Annotated in this window: 21 protein-coding genes; 10 read left to right on the top strand and 11 right to left on the bottom strand. The window is 65.2% G+C overall.

All coding sequences use genetic code 11. The features are described from left to right. Together QLQ83_RS00385 and QLQ83_RS00380 are read left to right on the top strand one after the other, a co-directional pair. Window positions 1–972, top strand: a 972-nt coding sequence (locus QLQ83_RS00385) for a BCCT family transporter (protein WP_282733605.1), incomplete at its 5' end; no start/stop codon positions are given. A gap of 216 nt (window positions 973–1188) precedes the next feature. Continuing rightward, a complete protein-coding gene (locus QLQ83_RS00380; protein ID WP_282733604.1) occupies window positions 1189–1722 on the top strand; it encodes an invasion associated locus B family protein in 534 nt (177 codons plus the stop codon). 74 nt (window positions 1723–1796) lie between these two features. On the opposite strand, the gene etfB is transcribed toward QLQ83_RS00380, so the two are convergent. The 9 genes from etfB to QLQ83_RS00335 all read right to left on the bottom strand — a co-directional run bounded on the left by etfB (window position 1797) and on the right by QLQ83_RS00335 (window position 15096). Then, entirely contained in the window at window positions 1797–2606 is an 810-nt protein-coding gene (gene etfB / locus QLQ83_RS00375) for an electron transfer flavoprotein subunit beta (RefSeq protein WP_282733603.1), read from the bottom strand. Next, window positions 2596–3858 carry an electron transfer flavoprotein subunit alpha gene (gene etfA, locus QLQ83_RS00370; protein WP_282733602.1) on the bottom strand — a complete coding sequence of 421 codons (1263 nt, stop codon included), beginning with the start codon at window positions 3856–3858 and terminating at the stop codon, window positions 2596–2598. The genes etfB and etfA overlap by 11 nt, the downstream gene beginning before the upstream one ends. After that, window positions 3858–5849 carry a (Fe-S)-binding protein gene (locus QLQ83_RS00365; RefSeq protein WP_282733601.1) on the bottom strand — a complete coding sequence of 664 codons (1992 nt, stop codon included), beginning with the start codon at window positions 5847–5849 and terminating at the stop codon, window positions 3858–3860. The genes etfA and QLQ83_RS00365 overlap by 1 nt, the downstream gene beginning before the upstream one ends. A 107-nt stretch (window positions 5850–5956) precedes the next feature. Beyond that, the gene (dgcA, locus tag QLQ83_RS00360) at window positions 5957–8029 is read right to left on the bottom strand and encodes a dimethylglycine demethylation protein DgcA (protein WP_282733600.1); all 2073 of its coding nucleotides are present in this window, start codon (window positions 8027–8029) and stop codon (window positions 5957–5959) included. Between the two features lie 24 nt (window positions 8030–8053). Continuing rightward, window positions 8054–8599 (bottom strand): 4-vinyl reductase, encoded by a 546-nt coding sequence (locus QLQ83_RS00355; protein WP_282733599.1) that lies wholly within the window; start codon window positions 8597–8599, stop codon window positions 8054–8056. Between the two features lie 167 nt (window positions 8600–8766). Continuing rightward, window positions 8767–9744 (bottom strand): dipeptidase, encoded by a 978-nt coding sequence (locus tag QLQ83_RS00350; RefSeq protein WP_282733598.1) that lies wholly within the window; start codon window positions 9742–9744, stop codon window positions 8767–8769. Between the two features lie 194 nt (window positions 9745–9938). Then, window positions 9939–11078: a choline metabolism transcriptional regulator GbdR gene (gene gbdR, locus QLQ83_RS00345; RefSeq protein WP_282733597.1), complete on the bottom strand. Its 1140-nt coding sequence runs from the start codon at window positions 11076–11078 to the stop codon at window positions 9939–9941. A 310-nt stretch (window positions 11079–11388) separates the two neighbouring features. Continuing rightward, window positions 11389–14073: an EAL domain-containing protein gene (locus QLQ83_RS00340; RefSeq protein ID WP_282733596.1), complete on the bottom strand. Its 2685-nt coding sequence runs from the start codon at window positions 14071–14073 to the stop codon at window positions 11389–11391. A 723-nt stretch (window positions 14074–14796) separates the two neighbouring features. Then, window positions 14797–15096: a hypothetical protein gene (locus QLQ83_RS00335; protein WP_282733595.1), complete on the bottom strand. Its 300-nt coding sequence runs from the start codon at window positions 15094–15096 to the stop codon at window positions 14797–14799. A gap of 138 nt (window positions 15097–15234) precedes the next feature. Here QLQ83_RS00335 and QLQ83_RS00330 point away from each other — a divergent pair, with 138 nt between their 5' ends. The 6 genes from QLQ83_RS00330 to QLQ83_RS00305 all read left to right on the top strand — a co-directional run bounded on the left by QLQ83_RS00330 (window position 15235) and on the right by QLQ83_RS00305 (window position 21140). Further along, a complete protein-coding gene (locus QLQ83_RS00330) occupies window positions 15235–15744 on the top strand; it encodes a Spy/CpxP family protein refolding chaperone (protein ID WP_282733594.1) in 510 nt (169 codons plus the stop codon). Window positions 15745–15823: 79 nt separating this feature from the next. Next, window positions 15824–18370 carry a heavy metal translocating P-type ATPase gene (locus QLQ83_RS00325; protein WP_282733593.1) on the top strand — a complete coding sequence of 849 codons (2547 nt, stop codon included), beginning with the start codon at window positions 15824–15826 and terminating at the stop codon, window positions 18368–18370. Continuing rightward, window positions 18367–18627, top strand: coding sequence for a hypothetical protein (locus QLQ83_RS00320; RefSeq protein WP_282733592.1), 261 nt, complete (start codon window positions 18367–18369; stop codon window positions 18625–18627). The genes QLQ83_RS00325 and QLQ83_RS00320 overlap by 4 nt, the downstream gene beginning before the upstream one ends. Before the next feature lie 451 nt (window positions 18628–19078). Next, a complete protein-coding gene (locus QLQ83_RS00315) occupies window positions 19079–19654 on the top strand; it encodes a DUF305 domain-containing protein (RefSeq protein ID WP_282733591.1) in 576 nt (191 codons plus the stop codon). Window positions 19655–20070: 416 nt separating this feature from the next. Further along, window positions 20071–20574, top strand: a complete 504-nt coding sequence (locus QLQ83_RS00310) for a transposase family protein (RefSeq protein WP_282733590.1) — start codon at window positions 20071–20073, stop codon at window positions 20572–20574. Continuing rightward, on the top strand, window positions 20556–21140 hold the full coding sequence (locus QLQ83_RS00305) for an IS110 family RNA-guided transposase (RefSeq protein WP_282733589.1): 585 nt from the start codon (window positions 20556–20558) through the stop codon (window positions 21138–21140). The genes QLQ83_RS00310 and QLQ83_RS00305 overlap by 19 nt, the downstream gene beginning before the upstream one ends. A 91-nt stretch (window positions 21141–21231) precedes the next feature. Here the strand turns inward: QLQ83_RS00305 and QLQ83_RS00300 are convergent, their stop codons facing one another. After that, entirely contained in the window at window positions 21232–21780 is a 549-nt protein-coding gene (locus QLQ83_RS00300) for an outer membrane beta-barrel protein (protein WP_282733588.1), read from the bottom strand. Between the two features lie 336 nt (window positions 21781–22116). Here QLQ83_RS00300 and QLQ83_RS00295 point away from each other — a divergent pair, with 336 nt between their 5' ends. Next, window positions 22117–22383 carry a transposase gene (locus QLQ83_RS00295; protein ID WP_282733587.1) on the top strand — a complete coding sequence of 89 codons (267 nt, stop codon included), beginning with the start codon at window positions 22117–22119 and terminating at the stop codon, window positions 22381–22383. Beyond that, entirely contained in the window at window positions 22377–22889 is a 513-nt protein-coding gene (locus QLQ83_RS00290) for an IS3 family transposase (protein WP_282733586.1), read from the top strand. Before QLQ83_RS00295 ends, QLQ83_RS00290 begins: the two co-directional genes overlap by 7 nt. An 82-nt stretch (window positions 22890–22971) precedes the next feature. Here QLQ83_RS00290 and QLQ83_RS00285 read toward each other — a convergent pair whose 3' ends face one another. Beyond that, window positions 22972–24225, bottom strand: a complete 1254-nt coding sequence (locus tag QLQ83_RS00285) for an IS256 family transposase (protein WP_282733537.1) — start codon at window positions 24223–24225, stop codon at window positions 22972–22974. Between the last annotated feature and the right edge of the window lie 100 nt (window positions 24226–24325).

Genomic DNA, 24325 nt, shown 5'->3' with positions numbered 1-24325 from the left:
GGCTGGGCCGGCCACCTGATCGACATCACCGCGGTACTGGCGACCATCTTCGGCCTGGCCACCTCCCTGGGCTTCGGGGCCTCCCAGGCCGCCGGCGGCCTCAACTACCTGTTCGACGTCCCCAACACCCTCGGCACCCAGCTGGCGATCATCGTCGGCGTCACGGTGGTGGCGCTGTTCTCGGTATGGCGGGGCATCGACGGGGGCGTGAAGCTGTTCTCCAACATCAACATGGTGATCGCCTTCGCCCTGCTGGCCTTCGTGGTGATCACCGGCTCCACCCTGCTGTTCCTCAACGGCCTGTGGGACACCACCCTGGCCTACGCCAGCCATGTCGTGCCGCTCTCCAACTGGATCGGCCGAGACGACACCACCTGGTACCACGGCTGGACGGTGTTCTACTGGGCCTGGTGGATCTCCTGGTCGCCCTTCGTCGGCATGTTCATCGCCCGGGTCTCGCGCGGGCGCACGGTCCGCGAGTTCCTGACCGCCGTGCTGCTGGTACCGACCGTGGTCACCATCGTCTGGATGAGCGCCTTCGGCGGCACCGCCCTGGCCCAGTCCGCCGCCGGCGTCGGCGAGCTGGCCCATGGCATCAGCGACGTCTCCCTGGCGATGTTCCAGATGCTCGAGCAGCTGCCGCTGACCACCCTGACCTCCAGCCTGGCGATCCTGCTGGTGCTGATCTTCTTCGTCACCTCGTCGGATTCCGGCTCGCTGGTGATCGACAGCATCACCGCCGGCGGCAAGACCGATGCCCCGCGCAGCCAGCGGGTCTTCTGGGCCACCCTGGAGGGGGTGATCGCCGGTATCCTGCTCTACGGCGGCGGCGACGCCGCACTGGGCGCCCTCCAGGCCGGGGCCGTGGCCACCGGGCTGCCCTTCACCCTGATCCTGCTGATGATGGCGTTCAGCCTGGTCAAGGGGCTGCACGAGGAGCAACGCCGCCCTGGGCTCGTCCCGACTGCCTGACCCTGCCCTGCCCTCGAACCGACGACCCCGGCAACCCGCCGGGGTTCTTGTCGATGACTGCCGCACCTCATGGCAGAAACGGTCCTGGACTCGACCTCGCAGGGTCAAGCAGGCATGGTTATCCTCTCGGTATCCACCAGGACGTCGGGTGAATACCGGAGTGACACCCACCGACCCAGCGTTCATGGCCACTCATGCCAAGGAGGAACACCCCCTATGTCGAACCGTTTCGCAAGACGCCTGTGCCTGACCGCCCTGCTATCGCTGATGGCCCTTGCCTTCCATGCCGTCGCCCAGCAGACATCTCCTGGGAGCCCCGGTGCCGATGTCGAGACCGAACAGTTCCGGGACTGGGAGGTGATCTGCCCGCCCGAGCGCAGCCAGGGGGCCTGCACCATGAGCCAGCTGGTCACCAACCCGGACAGCGACGACCCCCTGATGCGGGTGATCGTGGGCTATCCCCCCGAGCTCGAAGGACGCCCGGCGATGACCTTCCTGCTGCCACTGGGCGTGCGACTCGCCCCGGGCCTGCAGCTGAGCGTCGGTGGCGATGAGCCGGCCCAGTTCCCCTACCAGGTCTGCCTGGAACAGAGCTGCCGCGCCGACCTGCCCCTGGAACCGTCGCTGCTGCAGGAACTGCGCGGCGGCAGCAACGCGACCCTCAGCCTGATCGGGCCGCGCGGTAACCGCATGGACCTGGACATCTCCCTGATGGGCTTCACCGACGCCAGCGAGCGCATCGCGCCCTGACGATCGCGCCTGCCCCGCACAGACGACAGCCCCGGCACCTGGCCGGGGCTGTCGTCGTCTGACAGGCCGCCTGGTCAGCGGGGCAGGACGCCCTCCTCGCGCAGCAGCTTGAGGATCGCTTCGGCCCCCTGCGCCGGGGTGACGTCTGCAAGCACCTGCCCGCCCCCACCCTCGGCCTTGGCCGCCGCGGCCTTGAAGCGATCCCGGGCCGAGGCGGCCTTGATGACCTTCAGGCGCTTGGGCCGCTTGCGGGCCGGCGCCAGTTGCCACTGGGCCAGCTCCCGGTCGGGTTCGGCGGCCACCGGGGTGGCCTCGAGCTCGGCCCGGCGAGCCGGACCGAAGGCGCTCTGGCGCGCCACCGGGGCGGCGCCATCCACGCTGACGATGGCCGGCAGGCGCACCTTGAGGCGCCGCCGCTGGCCCCGGGGCAGGGCCTGGAGCAGGGTCGCCACGCCGTTCTCGACCCTCTCCACCGCGGCCAGACCATTGACCAGCGGCCAGCCCAGGCGCTCGGCCAGGGCATAGGGCAGGAGGCCCGAGCCCTCGCCTCGCTCGGCCCGAGCCCCGGTGATCACCAGCTGCGGCGGCGCCGCGGCCAGGTGCTCGGCCAGGGCCGGGATGGCATCGGCCCCCTCGGCCTGCTCCAGCAGCGTCAGGGTCTCCAGCCCCATGCCCAGGTAGCCGCGCAGCGCCGCTTCACTCTCCTCGCCGCGCGGGCCGGCATGCAACAGGCTCACCCGGCTGCCGGGCAACTGGCGCTCCAGGCCCAGGGCCAGCTCCAGCCCCCGGGCATCCTGATCGGCGCGGCGGGCGCGCCCGGTGATGGGGTGGCGTCCCACCGAGACCAGTACCGCCACCTCGACTCCCTGCTGCTCAGGCCGCATCGCGCTGCCCTCCTCGCTGCTGTTCCACCTTGGCCACCAGGGCGGCGAGGATCTCGGCGCTCTCGCCGATCACCGCCAGGTCGGCGCGCTTGACCATGTCACACCCGGGGTCGAGGTTGATGGCCACCACCTTGTCGCAGCTCTGAATGCCCTGCAGGTGCTGGATGGCGCCACTGATGCCCACCGCCATATAGACTCGGGCGGTGACCCAGGTGCCGGTGGCCCCCACCTGGCGGTGGCGGTCCATGAAACCGTCATCCACGGCGACCCGGGAGGCCCCTTCGGTGGCCCCCAGCACCCTGGCGGCGTGGTGGAAGCCATCCCAATCCTTGACGCCGTTGCCGCCGGAGAGGATGAACTCCGCCTCGGCGAGCGCCACCCCGGCGGGATCCACCGCCACCTGTCCCAGATCCTCGATACGTGACAGGGCGCTGGGAATCGCCTCCGCCAGGCTCAGGGGCTCGGCGGCGTGACGGGTCTCGTCCACCGGCTCGGCGCATTCGGCCAGGGCCAAGGCGACCCGCGGCAGGGGGCGCTGGATATCCAGGCTCTCCGCCGCGCCGCGGGCGGTACAGCGCCAGCCGGACTCGGACGCCTCGAGCTGCCAGACGCCAGTGGCGGGCCGCTCGCCCAGGCGCAGCGCCAGGCGCCGGCCCAGGTCGGCCCCGCCCAGGGGCGAATCAGGCAGCAGCCAGTGACGCGGCGCCAGCTCCCGCTCCACGGCGGAGAGCGCCGCCAGGCGCGCCTCGGGGGCGAAGCCGGCATAGCCGCCGTCGTCGAGGTGCAGCAGCCGATCGATGCCCGCCTCGCCAAACCCCTCCTCCTTGTGCTCGCCGAACACCACGGCCAGTACGGCACCAGGGCGCTCGGCGTCGGCATCGGCCAGGCGCCGGGCCAGGCCCAGCAGGTCCTTGTCATGGCCGGAGAGGCGACCGCCGGAGAGCTCCGGCACCACCGCCACCAGGAAGGCCGGGGCCTCGATGGTGACCTGGCGACGGCTATCCTGGGCCGCCTGGCGGGCACCGCCCGCGGCCTGGCCACCCTGCTGGGCGCCGCTACGGTCGATGCGCTTGACGCCATTGGGGCCGATAAAGCCGATGGCGTGGGGATTCTTGCGAATCACCCCTTGGGGCCCCAGCCACTCGCTGGCGGCCCCGCCTCCCTGCTCGGCGAGCACGCTCAGGTGCTCGGGATGCAGGCGGTTACGGACAATCCACTCGCGACGTGGATCGCGGCGATGAATCTCGCGCATCAGATCACCTCCTCGGCCTGGGGCCGGCGGGTCGCATCGAACGCACCGACGGCGGGACGCGCCACCAGGGCATCGGCCACCAGCTCGGCGATATCGCGCACCTCGGCACCGGCATCGACGACGCCCTCCAGCATGGCCGTGCACTGCGGACAGCCCACCGCCACCAGCGAGGCGCCGGTCGCCTCGACATCGTTCATGCGCATGTCGGGGATGCGCCGCTTGCCGGGAATATCGGTGATCGGCGCACCGCCGCCGCCGCCGCAGCACCGCGAGCGAAAGCCGGAGCGCTCCATCTCGGAAACCTGGATGCCCAGGGCGCGCAGGACGTTGCGGGGCGCCTCGTACTCGCCGTTGTAGCGGCCCAGATAACACGGGTCATGATAGGTCACGCTGCCACCCTTCCAGGGCCGGAAGGCCAGGCGGCCGGACTCATAAAGCTCGGCGATGTAGGTGCTGTGGTGATAGACGCGGTAGTGGCCGCCGAGCTCGCCATACTCGTTGCCCAGCACGTGGAAGCTGTGGGGGTCACAGGTGACGATATGCTGGAAGCGGTACTGCGCCAGGGTGGCAATATTGCGCCTGGCAAGGGACTGGAAGGTGGCCTCGTCGCCCAGGCGACGCGCCACGTCACCGCTGTCGCGCTCCTCGTTGCCGAGCACGGCAAAGTCGACGCCGGCGGCGCGCAGCACCTTGACCAGGGCCCTCAGCGTCCTCTGGTTGCGCATGTCGAAGGCGCCATCGCCCAGCCACAGCAGCACGTCCACCTGCTGCAGGTCGGCGATCAGCGGCAGATCGAGGTCGGCCGCCCAGTGCATGCGTGCGCCGGGGGCGAAGCCGCCGGGATTGTCGGTGGCGATCAGGTTGTCGAGCACCTCGGGGGCCTTGTTGGGCGTCTCGCCGCGTTCCAGGGTCAGGAAGCGGCGCATGTCGACGATGGCGTCCACGTGCTCGATCATCATCGGGCACTCCTCCACGCAGGCGCGGCAGGTGGTGCAGGACCACAGGGTCTCGGCATCCACCAGCGCCTTGCCCTCGCGGGCCACGATGGGCCCATGGGGGGTGCCATGGTGCTCGCCCACCGGCTTGCCCCCAAGCCCTTGTGAAGGGTGGGGAGAACCGGCGTAATGGGCATCGCTGCCCCCGGCCATGCCCACCACCATGTCCTGGATCAGCTTCTTGGGATTGAGCGGCTGGCCGGCGGCGAAGGCCGGGCAGACTGCCTCGCAGCGCCCGCACTGCACGCAGGCATCGAAGCCCAGCAGCTGGTTCCAGGTAAAGTCGGCGGGCGTCTCCACGCCCAGCGGCGCCGACGGGTCTTCCAGGTCCAGCGCCTTGAGGCCGGTGGAGCGCCCCTCCCCTCCTGCTTTGGTGGAGAAGCGCTCCGGGCGGCGATGGAAGGCCAGGTGCAGGGCGCCGGCGAAGGCGTGCTTCATGGGCCCGCCCCAGGTCATGCCGACGACCATCTCGGCCAGGCCCCAGGCCACCACCGCGGCCAGCAGCAGCCCCAGCAGCCAGTGACCGAAGCCGGCCGGCAGTATGCCGACCGCCGGCAGGGTGATAGCAAAGACGCCCAGGGAGAAGGCCATCAGGCTCCTGGGCAGGCGCATCCAGGGGCCCCTGGAGAGGCGCGCGGGCGGGTTGCGGCGGCGCCGGGCCACGAACAGGCTGCCCACGAACATGGTCGCGCTGGCCAGCAACAAGAGTCCACCCAGCCAGGGATTGGCGAGCCCCAGGCCATGCACCAGGGTCATCAGCACGGCGGCGGCCACGAAGCCACCGGCGGTGGCCACATGGGTGTTGGACATCACCTTGTCACGCCCCACCACATGGTGCAGATCCACCAGGTAGCGGCGCGGCATGGCGGCCAGGCCCTTGAGCAGCGGCACGGCGGAGGGCCGCCCCTGGCGCCATAGGCGAACACGCCGCCAGGCGCCGATCACCGCCACGCCCAGGGCGGAAAAGATCAGTATCGGTAGCAGGGTCTCGAGCATGGTGCTCACCTCATAGGCGAGCCGGAAGCTGTAAGCCGGAAGCTGGAAGAAAGGGCGAAAGGCCGCGTTTCACTTCCAGCGTCAAGCTTCTGGCTTCCAGCGGGTGGTCAGAAGTCCTTGCAGATCCGCAGGGCGTCGTAGATGGCCGCATGGGTATTGCGCGGCGCCGTGCAGTCGCCCAGGCGGAACAGCAGGAAGCCGTCCCCCGCCTCGCTCAGGCAGGGCTGGGGCTGAATGGCGTAGAGCGCCTCCAGGTCCACCTGCCCCTTGTTGCGGGACTGCGCCTTGAGGGCGTAGTAGAGCCCCTCGTCGGGACGCACGCCGTTCTCCACCACCACCTGGTCGACCACGCGCTCTTCCAGGGCACCGGTGTACTCGTTCTCGAGCACCGCCACCAGGCCGTCGCCCTCCCGGTAGACCTTGTGCAGCAACAGGTCGGAGGACATGATCACCTCCTTCTCGTAGAGGCTGCGGTAGTAGGTCGGGAAGGTGGTGCCGCCCACCGCGGCGCCGGGCTTGATGTCGTCGGTGACGATCTCCACCTTGGCGCCCTTGTCGGCCAGGTAGTCCGCCGCCGAGAGCCCGGAGAACTCGCAGATGGTGTCGTAGATCAGCACGTTCTTGCCCGGGGCGACCTTGCCGGAGAGGATGTCCCAGGTGCTGACCACCAGGCTCTCCTCGGGATTCTCGGAGTAGCCCCACTGCGGATCCTGCTCCAGGAAGGGATGACCGCCGGTGGCCAGCACCACGATATCCGGGCGCAGGTCGAGCAGGGTCGCCTCGTCGGCGCGGGTGCCCAGGCGCAGGTCGACGTTCAGGCGCGCCAGCTCCAGCTGATACCAGCGGGTGATGCCGGCGATCTGGTCGCGCTGCGGGGCCTGGGCGGCGATGGTGATCTGCCCGCCGAGCGCCTCGGCGGCCTCGAACAGGGTGACGTCGTGGCCGCGCTCGGCGGCGACGCGGGCCGCCTCCATGCCGCCGGGGCCACCGCCGACCACCACGACCTTGCGCTTGGGGCCTTCGCTCTTCTCGATGATATGCGGTAGGCCCATGTACTCGCGGGAGGTGGCGGCGTTCTGGATGCACAGCACGTCCAGGCCCTGGTACTGGCGGTCGATGCAGTAGTTGGCGCCCACGCACTGCTTGATCTGGTCCACCTGGCCCATCTTGATCTTGGCGATCATGTGCGGGTCGGCGATTTGCGCCCGGGTCATGCCCACCAGGTCCACATAGCCGCCCTCGAGGATGCGCTGGGCCTGGTTGGGGTCCTTGATGTTCTGGGCGTGGATCACCGGCACGCTGACCACTTCCTTGATGCCCGCCGCCAGGTGCAGGAAAGGCTCCGGCGGGTAGGACATGTTGGGAATCACGTTGGCCAGGGTGTTGTGGGTGTCGCAGCCGGAGCCGATCACGCCGAAGAAGTCCACCTGCCCGGTGGCATCGTAGTAGGCGGCGATCTGTTTCATGTCCTCGTGGGAGAGGCCGTCGGGGTGGAACTCGTCACCGCAGATGCGCATGCCCACCACGAAGTCGTCGCCGACCTCGGCGCGCACCGCCTTGAGCACCTCCATGCCGAAGCGCATGCGGTTCTCGAAGCTGCCGCCCCACTGGTCCTCGCGCTTGTTGACCCGCGGGCTCCAGAACTGGTCGATCAGGTGCTGGTGCACGGCGGAGAGCTCGACGCCGTCGAGGCCCCCTTCCTTGGCCCGGCGCGCGGCCTGGGCGAAATCGCCGATGATGCGCCAGATATCCTCCTCCTCGATGGTCTTGCAGGTGGAGCGGTGCACCGGCTCGCGGATGCCGGAGGGCGACAGCAGAGTCGACCAGTCGTAGCCGTCCCACCGCGAGCGGCGCCCCATATGGGTGATCTGGATCATGATCTTGCCGCCGTGCTTGTGCACGGCATCGGCGAGGTTCTGGAAGTGTGGGATGATGCGGTCGGTGGCGAGGTTCACCGAGCTCCACCAGCCCTGGGGGCTGTCGATGGAGACCACCGAGGAGCCGCCGCAGATGCTGAGGCCGCAGCCGCCCTTGGCCTTCTCCTCGTAGTACCTGACGTAGCGCTCGGTGGTCATGCCGCCGTCGGTGGCGTGCACCTCGGCGTGGGCGGTGCTGACGACCCGGTTACGGATGGTGAGCTTGCCGATCTCGATCGGCTGGAAGATCGCGTCGAATGCCATGGTTCTCTCTCCTCGTTCCCGGGCTTAGCGGGCGGCGCCGGTCAGCGGCTTGACTTCGAAAACGCCCACCTCGCAGCCTTCCTCGGCGGCGCTCTGGGTCTGCTCGGCGACGGTGCGCAGGTCGCTGCCGCGGGCGGCGAGGATCTGGTCCATGGCGCCGGCGAACCAGCCGGTGAACATGTACTCGACCTTGCGACCGACCTTGCCCAGCTGATAGACGAAGGCGCTGTGTTCCAGGCGCACCCGACAGGTGCCGGCGTCGAGGTCGATGGCCTCGGTGATGAAATGGCCCCAGCCGCGCTGGGAGAGACGCTTCATGTAGTGGTCAAAGACGTCCACGCCCTCGAGGCCATGGCACTCGGCCTCCTTCTCGCACCAGTGCCAGGCGCTCTTGTAGCCGGCGTGGTAGAGGATCTCGGCGTACGTCTCGGCGCCGAGCGCCTCCTCCACGGCCACATGGTTGTTGATGAAGAAATGGCGCGGCACATAGAGCATGGGCAGGGCATCGGTGGTCCAGACGCCGGTCTCGCTATCCACTTCGATGGGCAGTTCGGGGGCCATCTTGGTCACGGTGGTAGTCCTCTAAACTCGTTGTTCTTGGCAGTCAGTCGACAGGGGCTTTCCGGCGGCAGGTCCCGGGGTGCCGGACCATCGAGGAGGCGCTGTCTTGGAAAGGGATCTCCTCTTCAGCCTGCCCCCGTCGCCCCCTCGGGCGATGCAAAGTGAGAAAGGTGTTATCAGTCGCCCCAGACGTCTTTCAGCACGCGCACCCAGTTCTCGCCCATGATCTTCCTCACCTGGGGCTCGCTGAAGCCGCGGCGCGAGAGCGCCTCGGTGAGGTTGGGGAACTCGCCGATGGTGCGGATGCCCTCGGGGTTGATGATCTTGCCGAAGCGGGTCAGGCGGCGGGCATAGCCCTTGTCGTGGGTGAGCCACTCGAAGAAGTCCTGGTCGTGGCCCTGGGTGAAGTCGGTGCCGATGCCGATGGCGTCCTCGCCGACGATGTTCATCACGTACTCGATCGCCTCGACGTAGTCGTCGACGGTGGCATCGACGCCGGCACGCAGGAAGGGGGTGAACATGGTCACGCCGACAAAGCCGCCCCGGTCGGCGATGAACTTGAGCTCGGCGTCGGACTTGTTGCGCGGATGCTCCTTGAGCCCGGAGGGCAGGCAGTGGGAGTAGCAGACCGGCTTCTCGGAGGCCTCGATGACCTCGGTGGAGGTCTTCTCGCCGACGTGGGAGAGGTCGCACATGATGCCGACGCGATTCATCTCGGCGACGATCTCGCGGCCGAAGCCGGAGAGGCCGCCGTCACGCTCGTAGCAGCCGGTGCCCACCAGGTTCTGGGTGTTGTAGCACATCTGCACGATACCCACGCCGAGCTGCTTGAAGACCTCCACGTAGCCGATCTGGTCCTCGAAGGCATGGGCGTTCTGGAAGCCGTAGAGAATGCCGGTCCTGCCCTCCTCCTTGGCCCGGGTGATGTCGGCGGTAGTGCGCACGGGGCGGACCAGGTCGCTGCACTCGGCCATCAGCGCATTGGACCGGACGATGTTGTCGACGGTGGCCTGGAATCCCTCCCAGACGGAAACCGTGCAGTTGGCCGCCGTCAGCCCACCGCGCCGCATGTCCTCGAACAGCTCGCGGTTCCACTTGGCGATGATCAGGCCATCGATGACGATGGCGTCGTCGTGCAGCTCTCTTGGGGTCATGTGTACCGCTCCGGGGATGTGTTCGACTCGACGGCAGCATAGCGCTGGCCCACCCCGGCTCGGCGCCTGGAAGCGACGACGAGAATTCCAAAAACGTCATGACTGTCGCGCCTACGACGCACGACGACGCCATGCCGGCCCGTGAGGGTCGGCATGGCGATCGGGTCCGGCAGGAGGTGTCAGGAAGGCACGGTTCAGGAGCGCAGGAGCACGCTGGCGTAGGTCGGCTCGCCGCGCGCCTGGTCGAGCGCCATGATGGCCGAGGAGACCGGCTCGGTCGGGTAGGCCTCGAAGGTCAGCAGTTCCAGGTTGGTCCCTGCCTGCGCGCATGACGGGGCCACCGGCAGCCTGACCTGGCTCGCGCCCAGTCGTTCGTCCCGGGGCGGCTGGCCGAAGAACTCCCGGTAACACTTGGAAAAGTGCGGGGTGGACACGAAGCCGCAGGCGGATGCCACCTCGATGATCGAGATCGAGGTCTGCTTGAGCAGCTGCCGGGCGCGGGTCAGCCTCAGCTTGAGGTAGTAGCGCGACGGCGAACAGAGCAGGTATTTCTGGAAGAGCCGCTCGAGCTGGCGACGCGACACGTCGACATAGGCCGCGAGTTCCTCGAGCCCGATGGGCTCCTCCAGGTTGGCCTCCATGAGTGCCACGATCTCGAGCAGCTTGGGCTGAGTGGTGCCGAGGATATGCTTGAGCGGCACGCGCTGCTGGTCCTGCTCCCCGCGCACGCGGTCACAGATGAACATCTCGGAAATCCCCGCCGCGAGCTCGCGGCCGTGATCCCGGCCGATCAGGGTGAGCATCATGTCCAGGGGAGCGGTCCCGCCCGAGGCGGTGGCCCTTTCGCGATCGATGGAGAACAGCCGGGTCGTGAGCAGGGCGCGGGGGAAGGACTCCTGCATGGCGGCCAGGCACTCCCAGTGGACACTGGTCTCGTAGCCATCCAGCAGCCCCGCCTTGGCCAGCGCCCAGCTGCCGGTGCAGATCCCCCCCAGCCGACGGGAGAGGCGTGCCTGACCCTGCAGCCAGACGACATGCTCGCGCTGTACCGCGCGCGCCGGTCCCACCCCACCACAGACCACCACCATGTCCAGCGCCAGCGGCACCGTGATCGCCGCATCCGGGGTGACCTTTAAGCCATCGCTGGCGGAGATCGGCTCGCCATCGAGGCTCAGGGTGAACCATCGATAGAGCTCCCGGCCGGCCAGCTGGTTGGCCATGCGCAACGGCTCGATGGCCGAGGCCAGCGAGAAGAGCGTGAAGTTTTCCAACAGCAGGAAGCCGATGGCCTGGGGAGCGGCCGACTTGTGCGGCGCCTGGGAAGAGGTCGTCATGGCGAGACTCCTGTACGGGGGGTCGTACACAGGGTGTTGTTGTGTCCGAATCCGGACGCCCGCCGGTGTCTGGCTGTCGCGATCAGGCAAGTCCGTCCCGAAAGGTACCGCAAGGCGTCGTGATCTGGCATGTCACAATTACCTATCCGCCGCCGCGCCGCCAGTTGATACCGACAATGATGTCGCATTCAGGGCGATGGGGTGTCGCTCACAGGCAAGGTGGGGGGGGGGGAAGGGAGGGCTCAGGCCGGCGTCACCGACCCTTGCTGGTGACGATGTCATGGCATCAGGGTTCTACCGGCCGCCACCATTAGCCCGGCGCCTCACGGCGCATGGCCCGGGCCCAGACAGCGGCAAAGTCGGCGGCCGGCAACGGTCGGCCGTAATGGTATCCCTGGGCCTGGTCACAGCCCATGCCGGCCAGGGCCTCGGCCTGCTCCGGCGTCTCGACGCCCTCGGCCACGGTCTTCATCCCCAGGGTCTGGGCCATGGCGATGATGGTCTCGATGATGGCCCGGTCATGGTGGCTCTCGAGCATCTCCCGCACGAAGGAGATATCGATCTTCAGGGCATCGGCCGAGAACCGGCGCAGATAGGAGAGCGAGGAGTAGCCGGTGCCGAAATCGTCGATGGCCAGGGCATAGCCGGCCTCGCGCAGCGCATGGGTAATGCCGACGGCCTGCTCGGGGTCGCGCATGAAGTCACTCTCGGTGAGCTCCAGGCCGATGGCCGAGGCGGGGACGTCCCGGGTCAGGGTGGCGATGTGCTCGGCCAGTTGCGGATCCACGAACTGCTGGGCGGAGACGTTGAGGGAGAGCCGGCCGGGCAGGGCCATGCCCTCGCGCCGCCAGGCGGCCATCTGCCGGGAGGCCGCCTGCAGCACCCAGTCGCCCAGCGGGCGTACCAGTCCGCGCTCCTCCGCCAGGGGAATGAACTCCCCCGGGCTGACCCAGCCCCATGCCTCGTCGTTCCATCGGCACAGCGCTTCGGCGCCCACCAGCTCGCCGGTGCGGAGGTCGACCTGGGGCTGGAAATGAAGCTCGAGGCGCTGGCCGCTGATCGCCGCGCTCAGCCGTTCCGTCATCTGCTGGCGGCGCTGGAGCGCCTGGGTCATCGATTCGTCGAAGGGGCAGGTCCCACCCTCCTGCTGCTTGGCGTGATAGAGCGCGATGCTGGCGGACTTGAACAGCTCCACGGGGGTGACGGCATCCCGCGGGTACCGGGCCGAACCGATGCTGACCTCGAGCACGAAGGTGCGATGCCCGAGCTCGATGGGCTTGCCCACGGCGGCACGCAGCCGACGCACGCTCTGCTCGAGGCTGGTTTCCTTGGCTTGTGGCACCAGCACCGCGAACTCGTCGCCGGAGAGCCGCGCCAGCACCTCGTTCGGCCCCATGGCACGCGCCAGCCGCCCGGCCGTGGTCGAGAGCAGCTGGTCACCGACCTGATGACCGTGGAGGTCGTTGATCTCCTTGAAGCGGCGGATGTCGAGGAGCAGCAGAAGGAGGGGATGCTGGCCCTTCTCGGCCTCCTGCCTCAGGCGCATGAGCTCTTCCATGAAGCGCACCCGGTTGGGCAAGCCGGTGGTGCCGTCGGTATAGGCCAGCTGGTGCATGCGGCGATGGTCACGGCGCCGTTCCAGCTCCGCCGCGGCCCCGGTGGAGAGAATGCGCAGCACCGAGGTGGCGAAGGCGTTGGCCTCCAGCGGACGGCGATACAACACCATGACCACGCCGATCGGTTCGCCCTTGGCGTTGTCCAGGCGGCGGCCGATCCAGGCCCTGGCCACCCCGGCCACACCTGGCAGCAGCGCGGTGCTGTCGCATTCAACCATGGCCTCGCGCTCGTCGAGGACCTGCTCACAGGGGGTGCCCGCCAGCGCATAGGCGTAGTTGTCGAGCCTCTGCCCCTCCGAGACCACGCTGACCATGCTCATGGTCGCGGACGCGCGGCTGCTCAGGGGATCGACGTCCGGCCGGGAGGCGTCGAGCAGGGCAATGAAGCCGGCATCCGCCTCGAGGATCTCGACCAGGGTGCTGACCAGCTGATGGAAGTAGTCGTCGCCGATGCGGGTGGTGACGGTCGAGGCCACCTGCATCACCGCCTCCTGGACACGCTGTGCCTCATGTTGCTCGGTGATGTCGGTGATGAAGCCCTCCAGATGGAGGAGCTCACCGGCGGCATCGAAGACCCCCTGGCCCTGCTCCCACATCCAGCGGGTGCCATCCCCGGCATGGTGCAGGCGGTAGATCACGCGAAAGGGTTCTCTGCGTGAAACGGCGGCCTGGACCTCCTCGAACACCCGCTCACGGTCGGCGGGATGGATCAGCGCGGCATAGCTGGCGACCCGGTTGTCCTGAAGCTCGTCGGCCCGGTACCCCGTCAGCGCGTGCGCCCCCTGGCTGACGATCCGCATGGTCCAGTCGCGATCATTCAGGCAGCGATACGCCATGCCGGGCAGGTGGTTGAGCAGGGTGTCGAGGCGACGCTCGCTCTCCTTCACCGCCCGCTCGGCCCGGCTGCGGTCCAGCTCGGCGCCGGCCTGGACCGCGGCGATGCGCAGCACCTCTTTCTCCAGGCCAGCGGTCTGCATGGGCGTGTTCTTGAGCACCGCGAGCAGGCCCAGGGGGGTCCCGTCCGCGGCCAGGAGCGGCAGGCCGAGGTAGCTGACCGCGCCCAGCTGACGCAGGAGTCCATCGTCGGGAAAGCGGGCCTGGACATCATTCGCGTAGAGACAGGCCTCCTCGACGACCACGGTCTCGCAGGGCGTGCCCGCCAGCGGATAGGCGAGGTTCGGCCGAGACCGGCCATGCGACCAGACCGCCAGGGTCCGGACCATGGCATCCCCGGTGACCCGGGCCACCAGCACATGGTCGACCCCCAGGATGGCCGCGAGCCGCGCCACGAGGGTGTCGTAGAACTCGGGGGTCCCGCTCCTGCCAAGGCCCTCCGCCAGCTGGCGAAAGGCCTCTTCAGCCCCCATCCGTGAGTGCATTGCCGTGCTCCCTCATGGCCATCTCCGCATCGCTGCCCGGCCCGAGATGCTGGCTCCGTGTCGGGATCTGACCCATACGATGACAGGAACGGCAGGCAGGGTAAATCGCGCACTCACCCCGTTAGCCTCGCCGTGAAAGTGGCCCAGCGCCGGGAGAGGCGTCGAGAATCATCCGGCTACCGAGGACTCGTCGTCGAAGAAGGGCCTTACGGCCCAGGCGACCACGGGCGTGACTGAACGAGCTGGCCCCAGTTCGAGACCTGCGGTGCAACCAAGTGATCGAGTCCGACTACATGACCGCCCCTCTCCAGTACCAGCACCGGTAGGGCGCAAGCACTCAAGCAGGCGGGTCAGTCAAGACTCGTCACCATGGTCTCCGCATGCCATCACTGACGATGCCACGGCCAAGGCAAATGCCGGCAGTGCGTAAAGCAGTTATTAGCAATAAGGATGGGACATGAGACCGCCGACCCATAACCGGGCCTCATAACGATAAGTGTCAGTATCTGATGGTGGCCAGATTGGGAAACCCGGGCCCCGCACACAAGTTTCCTGCATTCTGCAAGATTGATGCAGATCAATGGGCAGGTGGCCTCACTGGTCTACGGTAAGAGAGCCGCTTCCAACCACTTGTCTGCCACCATGGCCAAGAGCCCACCGAAACGCCGCCTCAGACTTGTCCATGCCTTGACGTGGATGCGTATCGGGATGGCCGCACTGATGCTAATGGGTCTTTTTCTGGTTGCGACCCAAACCACCGCCCACCAAGAGACCTCCTTCCAGGGCGAGGTAGAGACCGGGCAACATATCGACGCCCCCCAGGATGCGCCCAGCTGCCACCACGGTCATGGCACGCGTCATCTCGTTGGTGTCATGTCGCACGTAGCGCAGCAAGACATCAAGTTCGCTACGGTTCACGAGTCCCTGGGCGGTATGGACCCGGCTCCTCGGATAATCGCCAGCAGCGGCGCCCCGCAAGCCCTGCCCGATCCTTCTCCCCTTCTCGTCTACCTGCTGACGCACCGGTTCAGATCCTGAGTCCTGGGTGGCTTTCCTCACACCCCGTCGTTGTTGCTTGGCATTGACCTGTGTGCCGCACGTAGCCGGAATAATGTGGGCAAAGGCCTTGAATGGGCCCAATAGCTCGCCAGGAGAACGATCATGGAAATTCGCAAGCATACTCTCGCCCTCGGACTCGTCCTGGCACTCGGCGCCAGTGCTTCCGGCGTCACCCTCGCCCAGGGCATGCCGTACAACCCGCCCGACCAGGGAGGCGGCATGACGAACGGCATGATGGGCGGCGGCATGATGCCCTGCCCGATGATGGGCGGCGCGGGCGTGGGCATGATGCAGGGGATGCTCGACCCGGAGCAGCGCGACGAGATGCGCGCGCTGATGCAGGAGCACCGCCCCGCCCAGTTCGAACGCATGGGCCGCCTGATGAACCTGCGCGACGACCTGATGGCGGAAATGCATGGCCAACGCCCGGATCCCGAAGAAGTCAAGACCCTGCATGGCCGGCTGGCCGAGCTTCACGGCGAGATGATGGCCGAGAGGGTGCGCATGCAAAATGCCATGCATGACCTGCTGACCGACGAGCAACGTCAGCAGCTTCAGCAGGCCACACCTGAGAGCAGCGTCGCTCCCGACGACCACGACGCCCATCACTGAACCGCTTCGATAGAAGCGCCAGGATGTCCGGGCGGCCACAGTTTGGCCGCCCCTTCGGCTCCGCCTCAGGAGGCATGCGATGACCGATTCGACCCCGACCACGATTACCCTGACGGTCCCCGGCATGGGCAGTGACCACTGTGCCGGTATCGTGCGCAAGACGCTGGAACGCCTCGATGGCGTGAACGACATCCAGACCAATATCGCCAACCACCATGTCAGCATGACCATCGAGGAAGGTGGGCCCGACGGTGACGCCTTGAAGAAAGCCGTCGAGGGCGCCGGCTATGACGTGGCCGCCGTCAGTGGAGGGGCCGGCAAGCAACAGGTCCGCCTGACGGTACCCGGCATGGGCTCGGACCACTGTGCCGGCATCATCCGCAGCACCCTGGCGCGGCTCGAGGGTGTCGAATCGATCGACACCAATATCGCCAGCCACCGTGTGGCGGTAACCGTCGCCCGGGATGGCCCCGATGGTGACGCGCTCAAGAGCGCCGTGGAGGGGGCCGGCTATGATGTGGCCGCCGTGCAGGCCGACGAGGCGGAGGACGCCGACAGCGACGCCGAGATCGAGGAAGCCTACCTGAGCCAGGCCCGCAAGCGGCTGATCATCGCTGCGGTCCCCACCACCCTGATCATGCTGCTGATGATGCCGCACATGTTCTGGCAGCCGATTCCCGGCTACCTGGCCATCATCGCCGTGCTGGCCTTTCCGGTGGTGTTCCTCTATGGCGGTATCGCCACCCACAAGTCGACCTGGCGCTCGCTGAAGAACGGTACCTTCAACATGGATGTGCTGATCTCCATGGGCAGCCTGCCGCCCTATCTGATCGGCCTGGTCGGCTTCGTCTACCCCATGACCTCGTTCATCGAAATGGCCGCCACCATCATGACCTTCCACCTGCTGGGGCGTTACCTGGAGGCATTGGCCAAGGGGCGCGCCTCCCAGGCCATCCGCCGCCTGATGAACCTGGGCGCCAAGACGGCGCGCGTCGAACGCGATGGCGAGGAGGTGGAGGTGCCGGTGAAGGAGCTTGCCCCGGGCGACATCATGATCATACGTCCCGGCGACAAGATTCCCACCGACGGCGAAGTGGTCGAGGGCGAGAGCCATCTCGACGAGTCCATCGCCACCGGCGAGTCGATACCGGTCTACAAGAGCCCCGGGGACAGCGTGATCGGTGCCACCATCAACAAGGAGGGACGATTGCGGGTCAAGGCGACTCGCGTCGGCGGCGATACCTTTCTCTCCCAGGTGGTGCGCCTGATCGACCAGGCTCAAGGCTCGCGGGTGCCGATCCAGGAATTCGCCGATCGCATGACCGGACGCTTCGTGCCGGCAGTGCTGGCCATTGCCCTGGCCAGCCTGATTGCCTGGGCACTGTTCCCGGATGCCCTGCGACCGATCCTCGACTGGGGCGCGACCTTCCTGCCCTGGGTGAACCCCGAGGCCGCCACGCCGGTGCTGGCGATTCTCGCCGCCATCGCCGTGCTGGTCATTGCTTGCCCATGCGCCTTGGGCCTGGCCACTCCCACGGCGCTGATGGTGGGCTCCGGCATCGGGGCCGAGCGTGGCATCCTGATCCGTTCAGGCGAGGCGATCCAGACCTTCAAGGACGTCAAGGTGATGGTGCTCGACAAGACCGGCACCATTACTCGCGGCGAGCCGAAACTCACCGAGGCCGTCGCCACCGAGGGCGTCGACGAAAACCGCCTGCTCACCCTGGCGGCGAGCGTGGAGAACGCCTCGGAGCACCCTATCGCCCGGGCCATCGTCGACGGTGCCCGGGAGCGTGATGTGAAACCCGGAGAGGTCAGCGAGTTCCGTTCCACCGGTGCGCGCGGTGTCTCGGGTAAGGTTGGCGACGAAGCGGTGCTGATCGGCAATCGCCGGTTGCTGGAAGAGGAAGGCGTGACCGGCCTCGAGGCCCTGGATGACGCCATGGGCGAGCTCGAGGGCAAGGGACGCACCGTGGTGATCGTCGCCGCCAACGGGCAGTCCCTGGGTCTGGTCGCCGTGGCCGACACCCTCAAGCAGGAGTCGGTGGAGGCCATCCGTGGCATGCATGATCTCGGCCTGCACGTGGTGATGATCACCGGCGACAACGAACGCGCCGCCCGCGCCGTGGCCGACGAGGTGGGCATCGACGAGGTCCAGGCCGGCGTACTGCCGGAAGGCAAGGTCGATGCCATCCGCGCGCTGCAGGAAAAGCACGGCAACCACGTGGCCATGGTCGGCGACGGCATCAACGACGCCGCAGCGCTGAAGCAGGCCAACGTGGGTATTGCTATCGGCGCCGGTGCCGACGTGGCCATCGAGGCGGCGGACGTGACCCTGGTACGCGGCGAGCTCACCGCCGTGGTAGACGCCATGCACCTCTCGCGTGCCACCTTCGGCAAGATCGTCCAGAACCTGATTTGGGCCAGCGCCTATAACGTGGCCGCCATCCCCATCGCCGCCATCGGCCTGTTGCACCCGATGATCGGCGTCATCGCCATGACCACCAGCTCCCTCTCGGTGATCGGCAACTCGCTGCTGCTCAAGCGGCGTTACGCCCGCGAGCAGCCCCGCGGAGAGCCTTCCACTGCCACCCCATCGGTCCAAGCCAAAGGCGACCGCTCATGACACGACCAGAGTCCACCAAGCCCCCCTCGGGAGAGGCCGAATCACAGCAAGAGCCGTCTTCCCATGCCGGGGCACTCCATAAATGGATGATGACCGCCTGCGTGGTGCTGATGGGAGGCGCCGTGCTGCTGTTCATGTGGCGCGGGCAATCACTGAGCAGCGGCGCCTGGCTGGTACTGCCGCTGGCCCTCTGTCTCGGCATGCACTTCCTGATGCACCGTCGTCTCGGGCACCATGAGCCTGATCGTGATGAATAATAAACGCTAAAACAGCCAAGCGGCATCGGTAACAAACACGCAACGCCGATGCCGCACTGCCACTTTATTAGTTGAAATCAGTAAAGACAGATTAAACCCCGTCGGAGGCTAACAGATAGCTCCAGCGGGGTTTATGTATCATTTTTAGCGTAATGTGCGACGGCGCACAGAGAGTTCTGATAAATGCTGCCATGGTTTAAAACATACTTGCCTAAATGAGCAGAGGAAAACTATTTATCACCATGGAGGAGCTTTAATTCGATAATACCAAGAGCAGCGTCAACCTGAATAAGCATAAAATTCTCTTAAAGCGGCTCGAGAGCCTTGATGAATAGCCGATATTTTTGAAAACCATGACAATCCTGAAGATGCCTGACGACCGCAATGACCAAGTGACGCACGTTAGGCTTCGCATTGAATCATACGTCACACACCAGAAGGAAGACAAAAGATGGACGAAAAAAGGCAGATGACGGGAATGGGCTGGGGTCGATTCGCGGCGATGATCGCGACATCGACATTCATCATGTTTTTCTTGATGTATCAACTCGTCTATTCATTCGATCACGCAATGTTAAGCACAAACCGCCTGATCGCCTCTTTGGTGATGGGGTGCGTCATGACCGTTGTGATGTTGGCTTTCATGTGGTCTATGTATAAAGGGGTGAAAACCAAAATCGGGGTGCTTGTCTTGGCCTCGCTGTTGTGCGTAATTTTTCTTTTCGCGAATAGAAGTCAGTCGCTGATCGGTGATGATGACTTCATGAAATCCATGATCCCTCACCACTCAATTGCCATAAACAGCTCAAGGAAAGCGAGCATTAGCGATCCCCGCGTTCGCAAGCTCGCAGATGAGATCATTGCAGCTCAGGTCCGCGAAATAGCCGAAATGAAACTACTCCTGAAGGATATTGAACAAAATGGAGAGCAAGGAGCTGAGGAGTTGCCCCCGCGATCCACGGAAATCACACCCGAAATGGCGCGCAAGATCGAACAGGTCGTGCAAAGAACTAGCGAGCGGCCTTAACGAATGAGCTTCGAAAGGTGGGAACTCCTCAAACTGGAGTCGTGAATAGAGGTGAATCCATGCCGCTCAAGTACCGGCCGACCCTTCGTAATGGTGCACAAACCGTTACGCATTACGGTAGCTTAACCAAAGCTCTTTCGATGGGTATTGTGGTGGAGACATCGATTCTGACGAAGAAAGGCGCTGGACCAATGATGTCTCGGAAGATTGGGTGCAAGCATCAGATACAGAGAACTGATCCTCCCGGGCTTTACAGATATGCATGTAAATCTCTGATTTTATTGGATCGACAACGCTCTGTAGTGACACATTTTTCCCTACGCGCCTTGCCATTTTGGGGCTCTTCGTCATTGGGTGTGGAGTTCGCCTCCTGAACTGGGCCAGGATATGACCTCCACATAGACAGGAGACATGGAATGGACGGCACCCAGATTCTGATCCTCGGCCTGGGCCTGGAAGCGCCCTGGGTTCTCAAGGACCAGCACCTGAATACCGCCGTGTCACCTCACCGCGTGGACCTCTATGTCGAGACCGAGCGAGGCAGCCTCTACCCCTGTCCGGCGTGCGGCAAGGCCTGCCCGGCCCACGACTTTGCCGAGAAGACGTGGCGGCACCTGAATTTCTTCCAGCACCACTGCTACTTGCACGCCCACGTGCCCCGCACCAAGTGCCCCGAGCATGGCGTCAAGCGCATTGAAGTCCCTTGGGCGCGGCAGGGCAGCGACTTCACCTTGCTGTTCGAGAAGGCGGCCATGTCGCTGGTCAAGAAGATGCCGGGGCTGGCCGTCTCCCGGCAGCTGGAGATCTCGGACAAGCAATGGGATGGAGTCCTCCCCACCCTACCCCAGCGCCGATGCACCACACTGAGCGGTGAGAGGCCACTGGCAGAGGAGAGCGTCCCATGCCCATTTCACGCGTAGGTGTCGATGTTGCCAAATCCGTCTTCCATGTCCACGGCGTGGATCACCATGACCAGGTCGAGTGGCGCGGCAAGCACAAGCGCGACAGGTGGCTGGACGCCATCGTCAAGCGCGTCCCCATGGGGGCCGAGATCGGCATGGAAGCCTGCGCGTCATCTCACCATTTGGCCCGTGCGCTGCAAGCGCGCGGCTATCACGTCAAGCTGATCGCCGCGCAGTTCGTCACGTCCTACGTCAAGAGCAACAAGAACGGTCGCGTCGATGCCGAGGCCATCTGCGAGGCCATGGGCCGCCCCCACATGCGCTTCGTGGCCATCAAGTCGGTCGCACAGCAGGATGTTCAAGCGGCGCATCGCATCCGCAGTGAACTGGTTCAGCAGCATACCTCCAAGGCCAACCAGATTCGTGGCCTGATCGGCGAGTACGGGCGGGTGGCGCCCACCGGCATTGGCCAGCTGCGCGCGGCCTTGCCATGCTGGCTGGAGGATGCCGAGAACGGCCTGACCAACGCCCGTCTGGAAGGCATGAACGGTTTGTTCCAGGGGGCCCGATCACGCGCACGTTGATTGGCAGCCCCGTGGGGCGCCTGCTGGATCAGGCCAAATCCACATGATGTTACGAAGAACCCATCATTTCAAACCAACGCCTTGACGTGGTTCAGAAGTTATAGCCCAGGCCAACCGTATAGGCCCAGACACCATCGTCCTGAAACGCATCGGTAGCATCATCGGTGTCGCTGAACAAGAACTGATACTCAGCGCGGGCGAGGAAAAAGGTCTTGGTCTGAACATAGTACTTTATGCCCGTTTCCAGACCCGCGAAGGCGCTGTCCTTGACGCCGTCGCCGTATATTCCGCCAAGGCTGGCGCCGATGAAGGGCCGCGCACGATCATCGAGGAACTGATGGTTGATGTAACCACGGGTTGATCCGTTCCAGAAATCATCTGTGACGTCTTCACCTTCGATATCAGCGTAATTGACGCTTTGCCTGACACCGGCAACCATGTTATCCCGCAGATACCAACCAAGGTCGCCGGTCACGCCGAAGTTGCCGCTATTGAAATTCCGGTCGTTACTGCCGGTCCCGGAGATAGAAAATTCACGGTCGCCCTCGTGTGGGCCGGACTCTGAGGATTGGGCGGATGCTGCCATAGGCAGTGCACCGAGAAGACAAAAAGTGATGACCGCAGTGTTGACTCTTATCATGATGAGCTCCCTGCTTACATTGTTAAGATTGCATTTCCATAATGCGCCATTAGCTACCTGGCGCAGGTAGTGGCGACCGATACTACGGCGATCAACCGACGCGAACGAACCTCATCATCATGGTAGGTGTCTATCCACTCGGGCTTCTGTGCGTTAGCACACACTAAGTGCTTGATATCAAGTTTTAGAGTAAAATCCATGTCAGGATCTCCGACATGGTCGGACCCATGGGAAACATAGCAAGGCGCTTCGTTGTCCTGACCTTCACCCCATAAACCGGTCCACCGGCAATGCGAGATTTCCGCTACGTTTACCCTGATAGCCGGAGATCTCGCGATGAAGCGTAATCGACATACCGAAGAGCACGTCATCACCCTCCTCAAGGCCCATGAGCGCGGCGTGTCGGTCGCCGAGCTGGCCCGACAGAATGGCGTGACCGAGCAGACCATCTATCGCTGGAAGGCCAAGTACGGTGGTATGGAGGTATCGGAGGCCAAGCGTCTCCGGGAGTTGGAGGCAGAGAATGCCCGCCTGAAGAAGCTGCTGGCGGAAAGCGCCCTCGACAATGCTGCCTTCAAGGAGATCGTCTCGGGAAAGTGGTGACGCCCGAAGCGAAGCGTCGGGCGGTAACGCACCTGGTGACAGGCGGCTGGCTCAGCCAGCGACATGCCTATCGATTGCTGGGCCTGCCACGATCGGTGGCCCGCTACCAGGCGTTGCCGCGTGATGATGAGCCGCTTAGGGCTCGGCTAAACGTCTTGGCGACCTGCTACCCCCGCTACGGCTACCTGTTGCTGCACGCCCTGTTACATCATGAGGGGATGGTGGTGAATCGCAAGCGAACTTACCGGCTGTACCGTGAGAGTGGGCTTCAGGTCCGCATCCGGCGGCGTAAGCGACTGGTACGGCCAAGAGCACCTATGCCGTGTCCGGACAGGGCCAACCAACGCTGGTCGATGGATGTCGTCTCGGATCAGTTGGCCTCGGAGCGCCGATTCCGCGTGCTAAACATCATGGATGACTTCAGTCGGGAACGCGTCGGCCAGCTGGTGGACACGTCCATTTCCGGGCGGCGCCTGGCCAGGTTCTTTTACGAATTTGCACAGTAGCGCGCTCTACCTGCCTCGATTGTCTGTGATAACGGTCCCAAGCTGACCAGCAAGAGTTATCGTCAAATCTGGTGGATGGCGGTCAGGCCGCATTCCTGTCTGACTGATCGGTTACCTGCTCCCCATCCCGAAACTCGACGTTGCTGACGACCAGCTCCAACTTCTGGAAGTGCTTGATACGCCGCCATCGCTTTTGGGCGCTCTGGAGCAGCTTGAAGACCATCGCCAGGGTTGTCGCCCGGGAGCCGCAGTTTCGGCTGCGCTTGGTCCTCAGGCGGACTGTGGCGAAGGTCGACTCGATCGGGTTGGTGGTGCGGATATGCACCCAGTGCTCTGCCGGGTAGTCGTAGAACGCCAGCAGCTCTTCCCGATCCTTGGCCAGGCACCCCATCGCCTTGGGGTACTTGGCCTCGAAGCGTTTCAGGGTGCGATCGAAAGCCTTGTGCGCCCCGTCGCGGGTCTCTGCCATCCAGATGTCATGGAGGTCGGCCTTGACCTTGGGCTGCACGGACTTCGGCAGCTTGTTCAGCACGTTAGCCGTCTTGTGAACCCAGCAACGCTGATGGTCGGTCTCCGGATAGATCTTGCTCAGGGCCGCCCAGAACCCCATGGCACCGTCGCCCACCGCCAGCTTGGGCGCCTGGATCAGGCCGCGCTCTCGCAGGCCTGTCAGCAAGGTCTTCCAACTGTCCGCCGACTCGCGGAAGCCGTCTTCGACGGCCACCAGCTCTTTGCGGCCCTGCTCGGTTACGCCGATGATCACCAGCAGGCACAGGCGGTCATCCAGGCGCACATTGCTGTAGATTCCGTCAGCCCACCAGTAGACGTAGCGCCGGTCTGCCAGGTCCCGCTGCCGCCACTCGGTATGCTCCTCTTCCCATTGTTTCTTGAGCCGTGACACCGTGTTGGCCGACAGCCCCTTGGCTTGGTCGCCCAGCAGCGCCGCCAAGGCCTCCTGGTAGTCGCCGGTGGAGATCCCCTTCAGATAGAGCCAAGGGATCAGTTCCTCGATGCTGCGAGCCCGCTTCAAGTAGGGCGGCAGCAGGCTGCTGTTGAAGCGGGCGCCACCGCCGCTGCGGTCACGCACCTTGGGCACCTGCACGCTGACATCCCCGATCCCGGTCTGGACCGTGCGCTCAGGCAGGTAGCCGTTGCGGACCACGGCCTGGCGGCCATCGTCTAGCCGCTGATCAGCATACTGCGACAGGAAGGTGGCTAACTCAGCCTCGACTGCCTTGGCGATCAGGTCACGGGCACCTTGGCGCAGCAGCTCGTGCAGCGGGTCAGTGACTTGGGGTTCTGGTTGTGAAAGAGCCCGGAGGGTAGAATTGGTCATGGCGTATCCATTCCTTGTTGATTGTGATCTGGCGAGATCAATCAACAGGATACGCCACCTTTCCTACCTCCTTCCGTACACCAGAAGTCACCATAGCTCG

Source organism: Halomonas rhizosphaerae, from assembly GCF_030010555.1.
Taxonomy (GTDB): Bacteria; Pseudomonadota; Gammaproteobacteria; order Pseudomonadales; family Halomonadaceae; genus Halomonas; species Halomonas rhizosphaerae.
The sequence above is the reverse complement of the archived record's forward strand: the minus strand, read 5'-3'. Positions and strand labels throughout refer to the sequence as shown.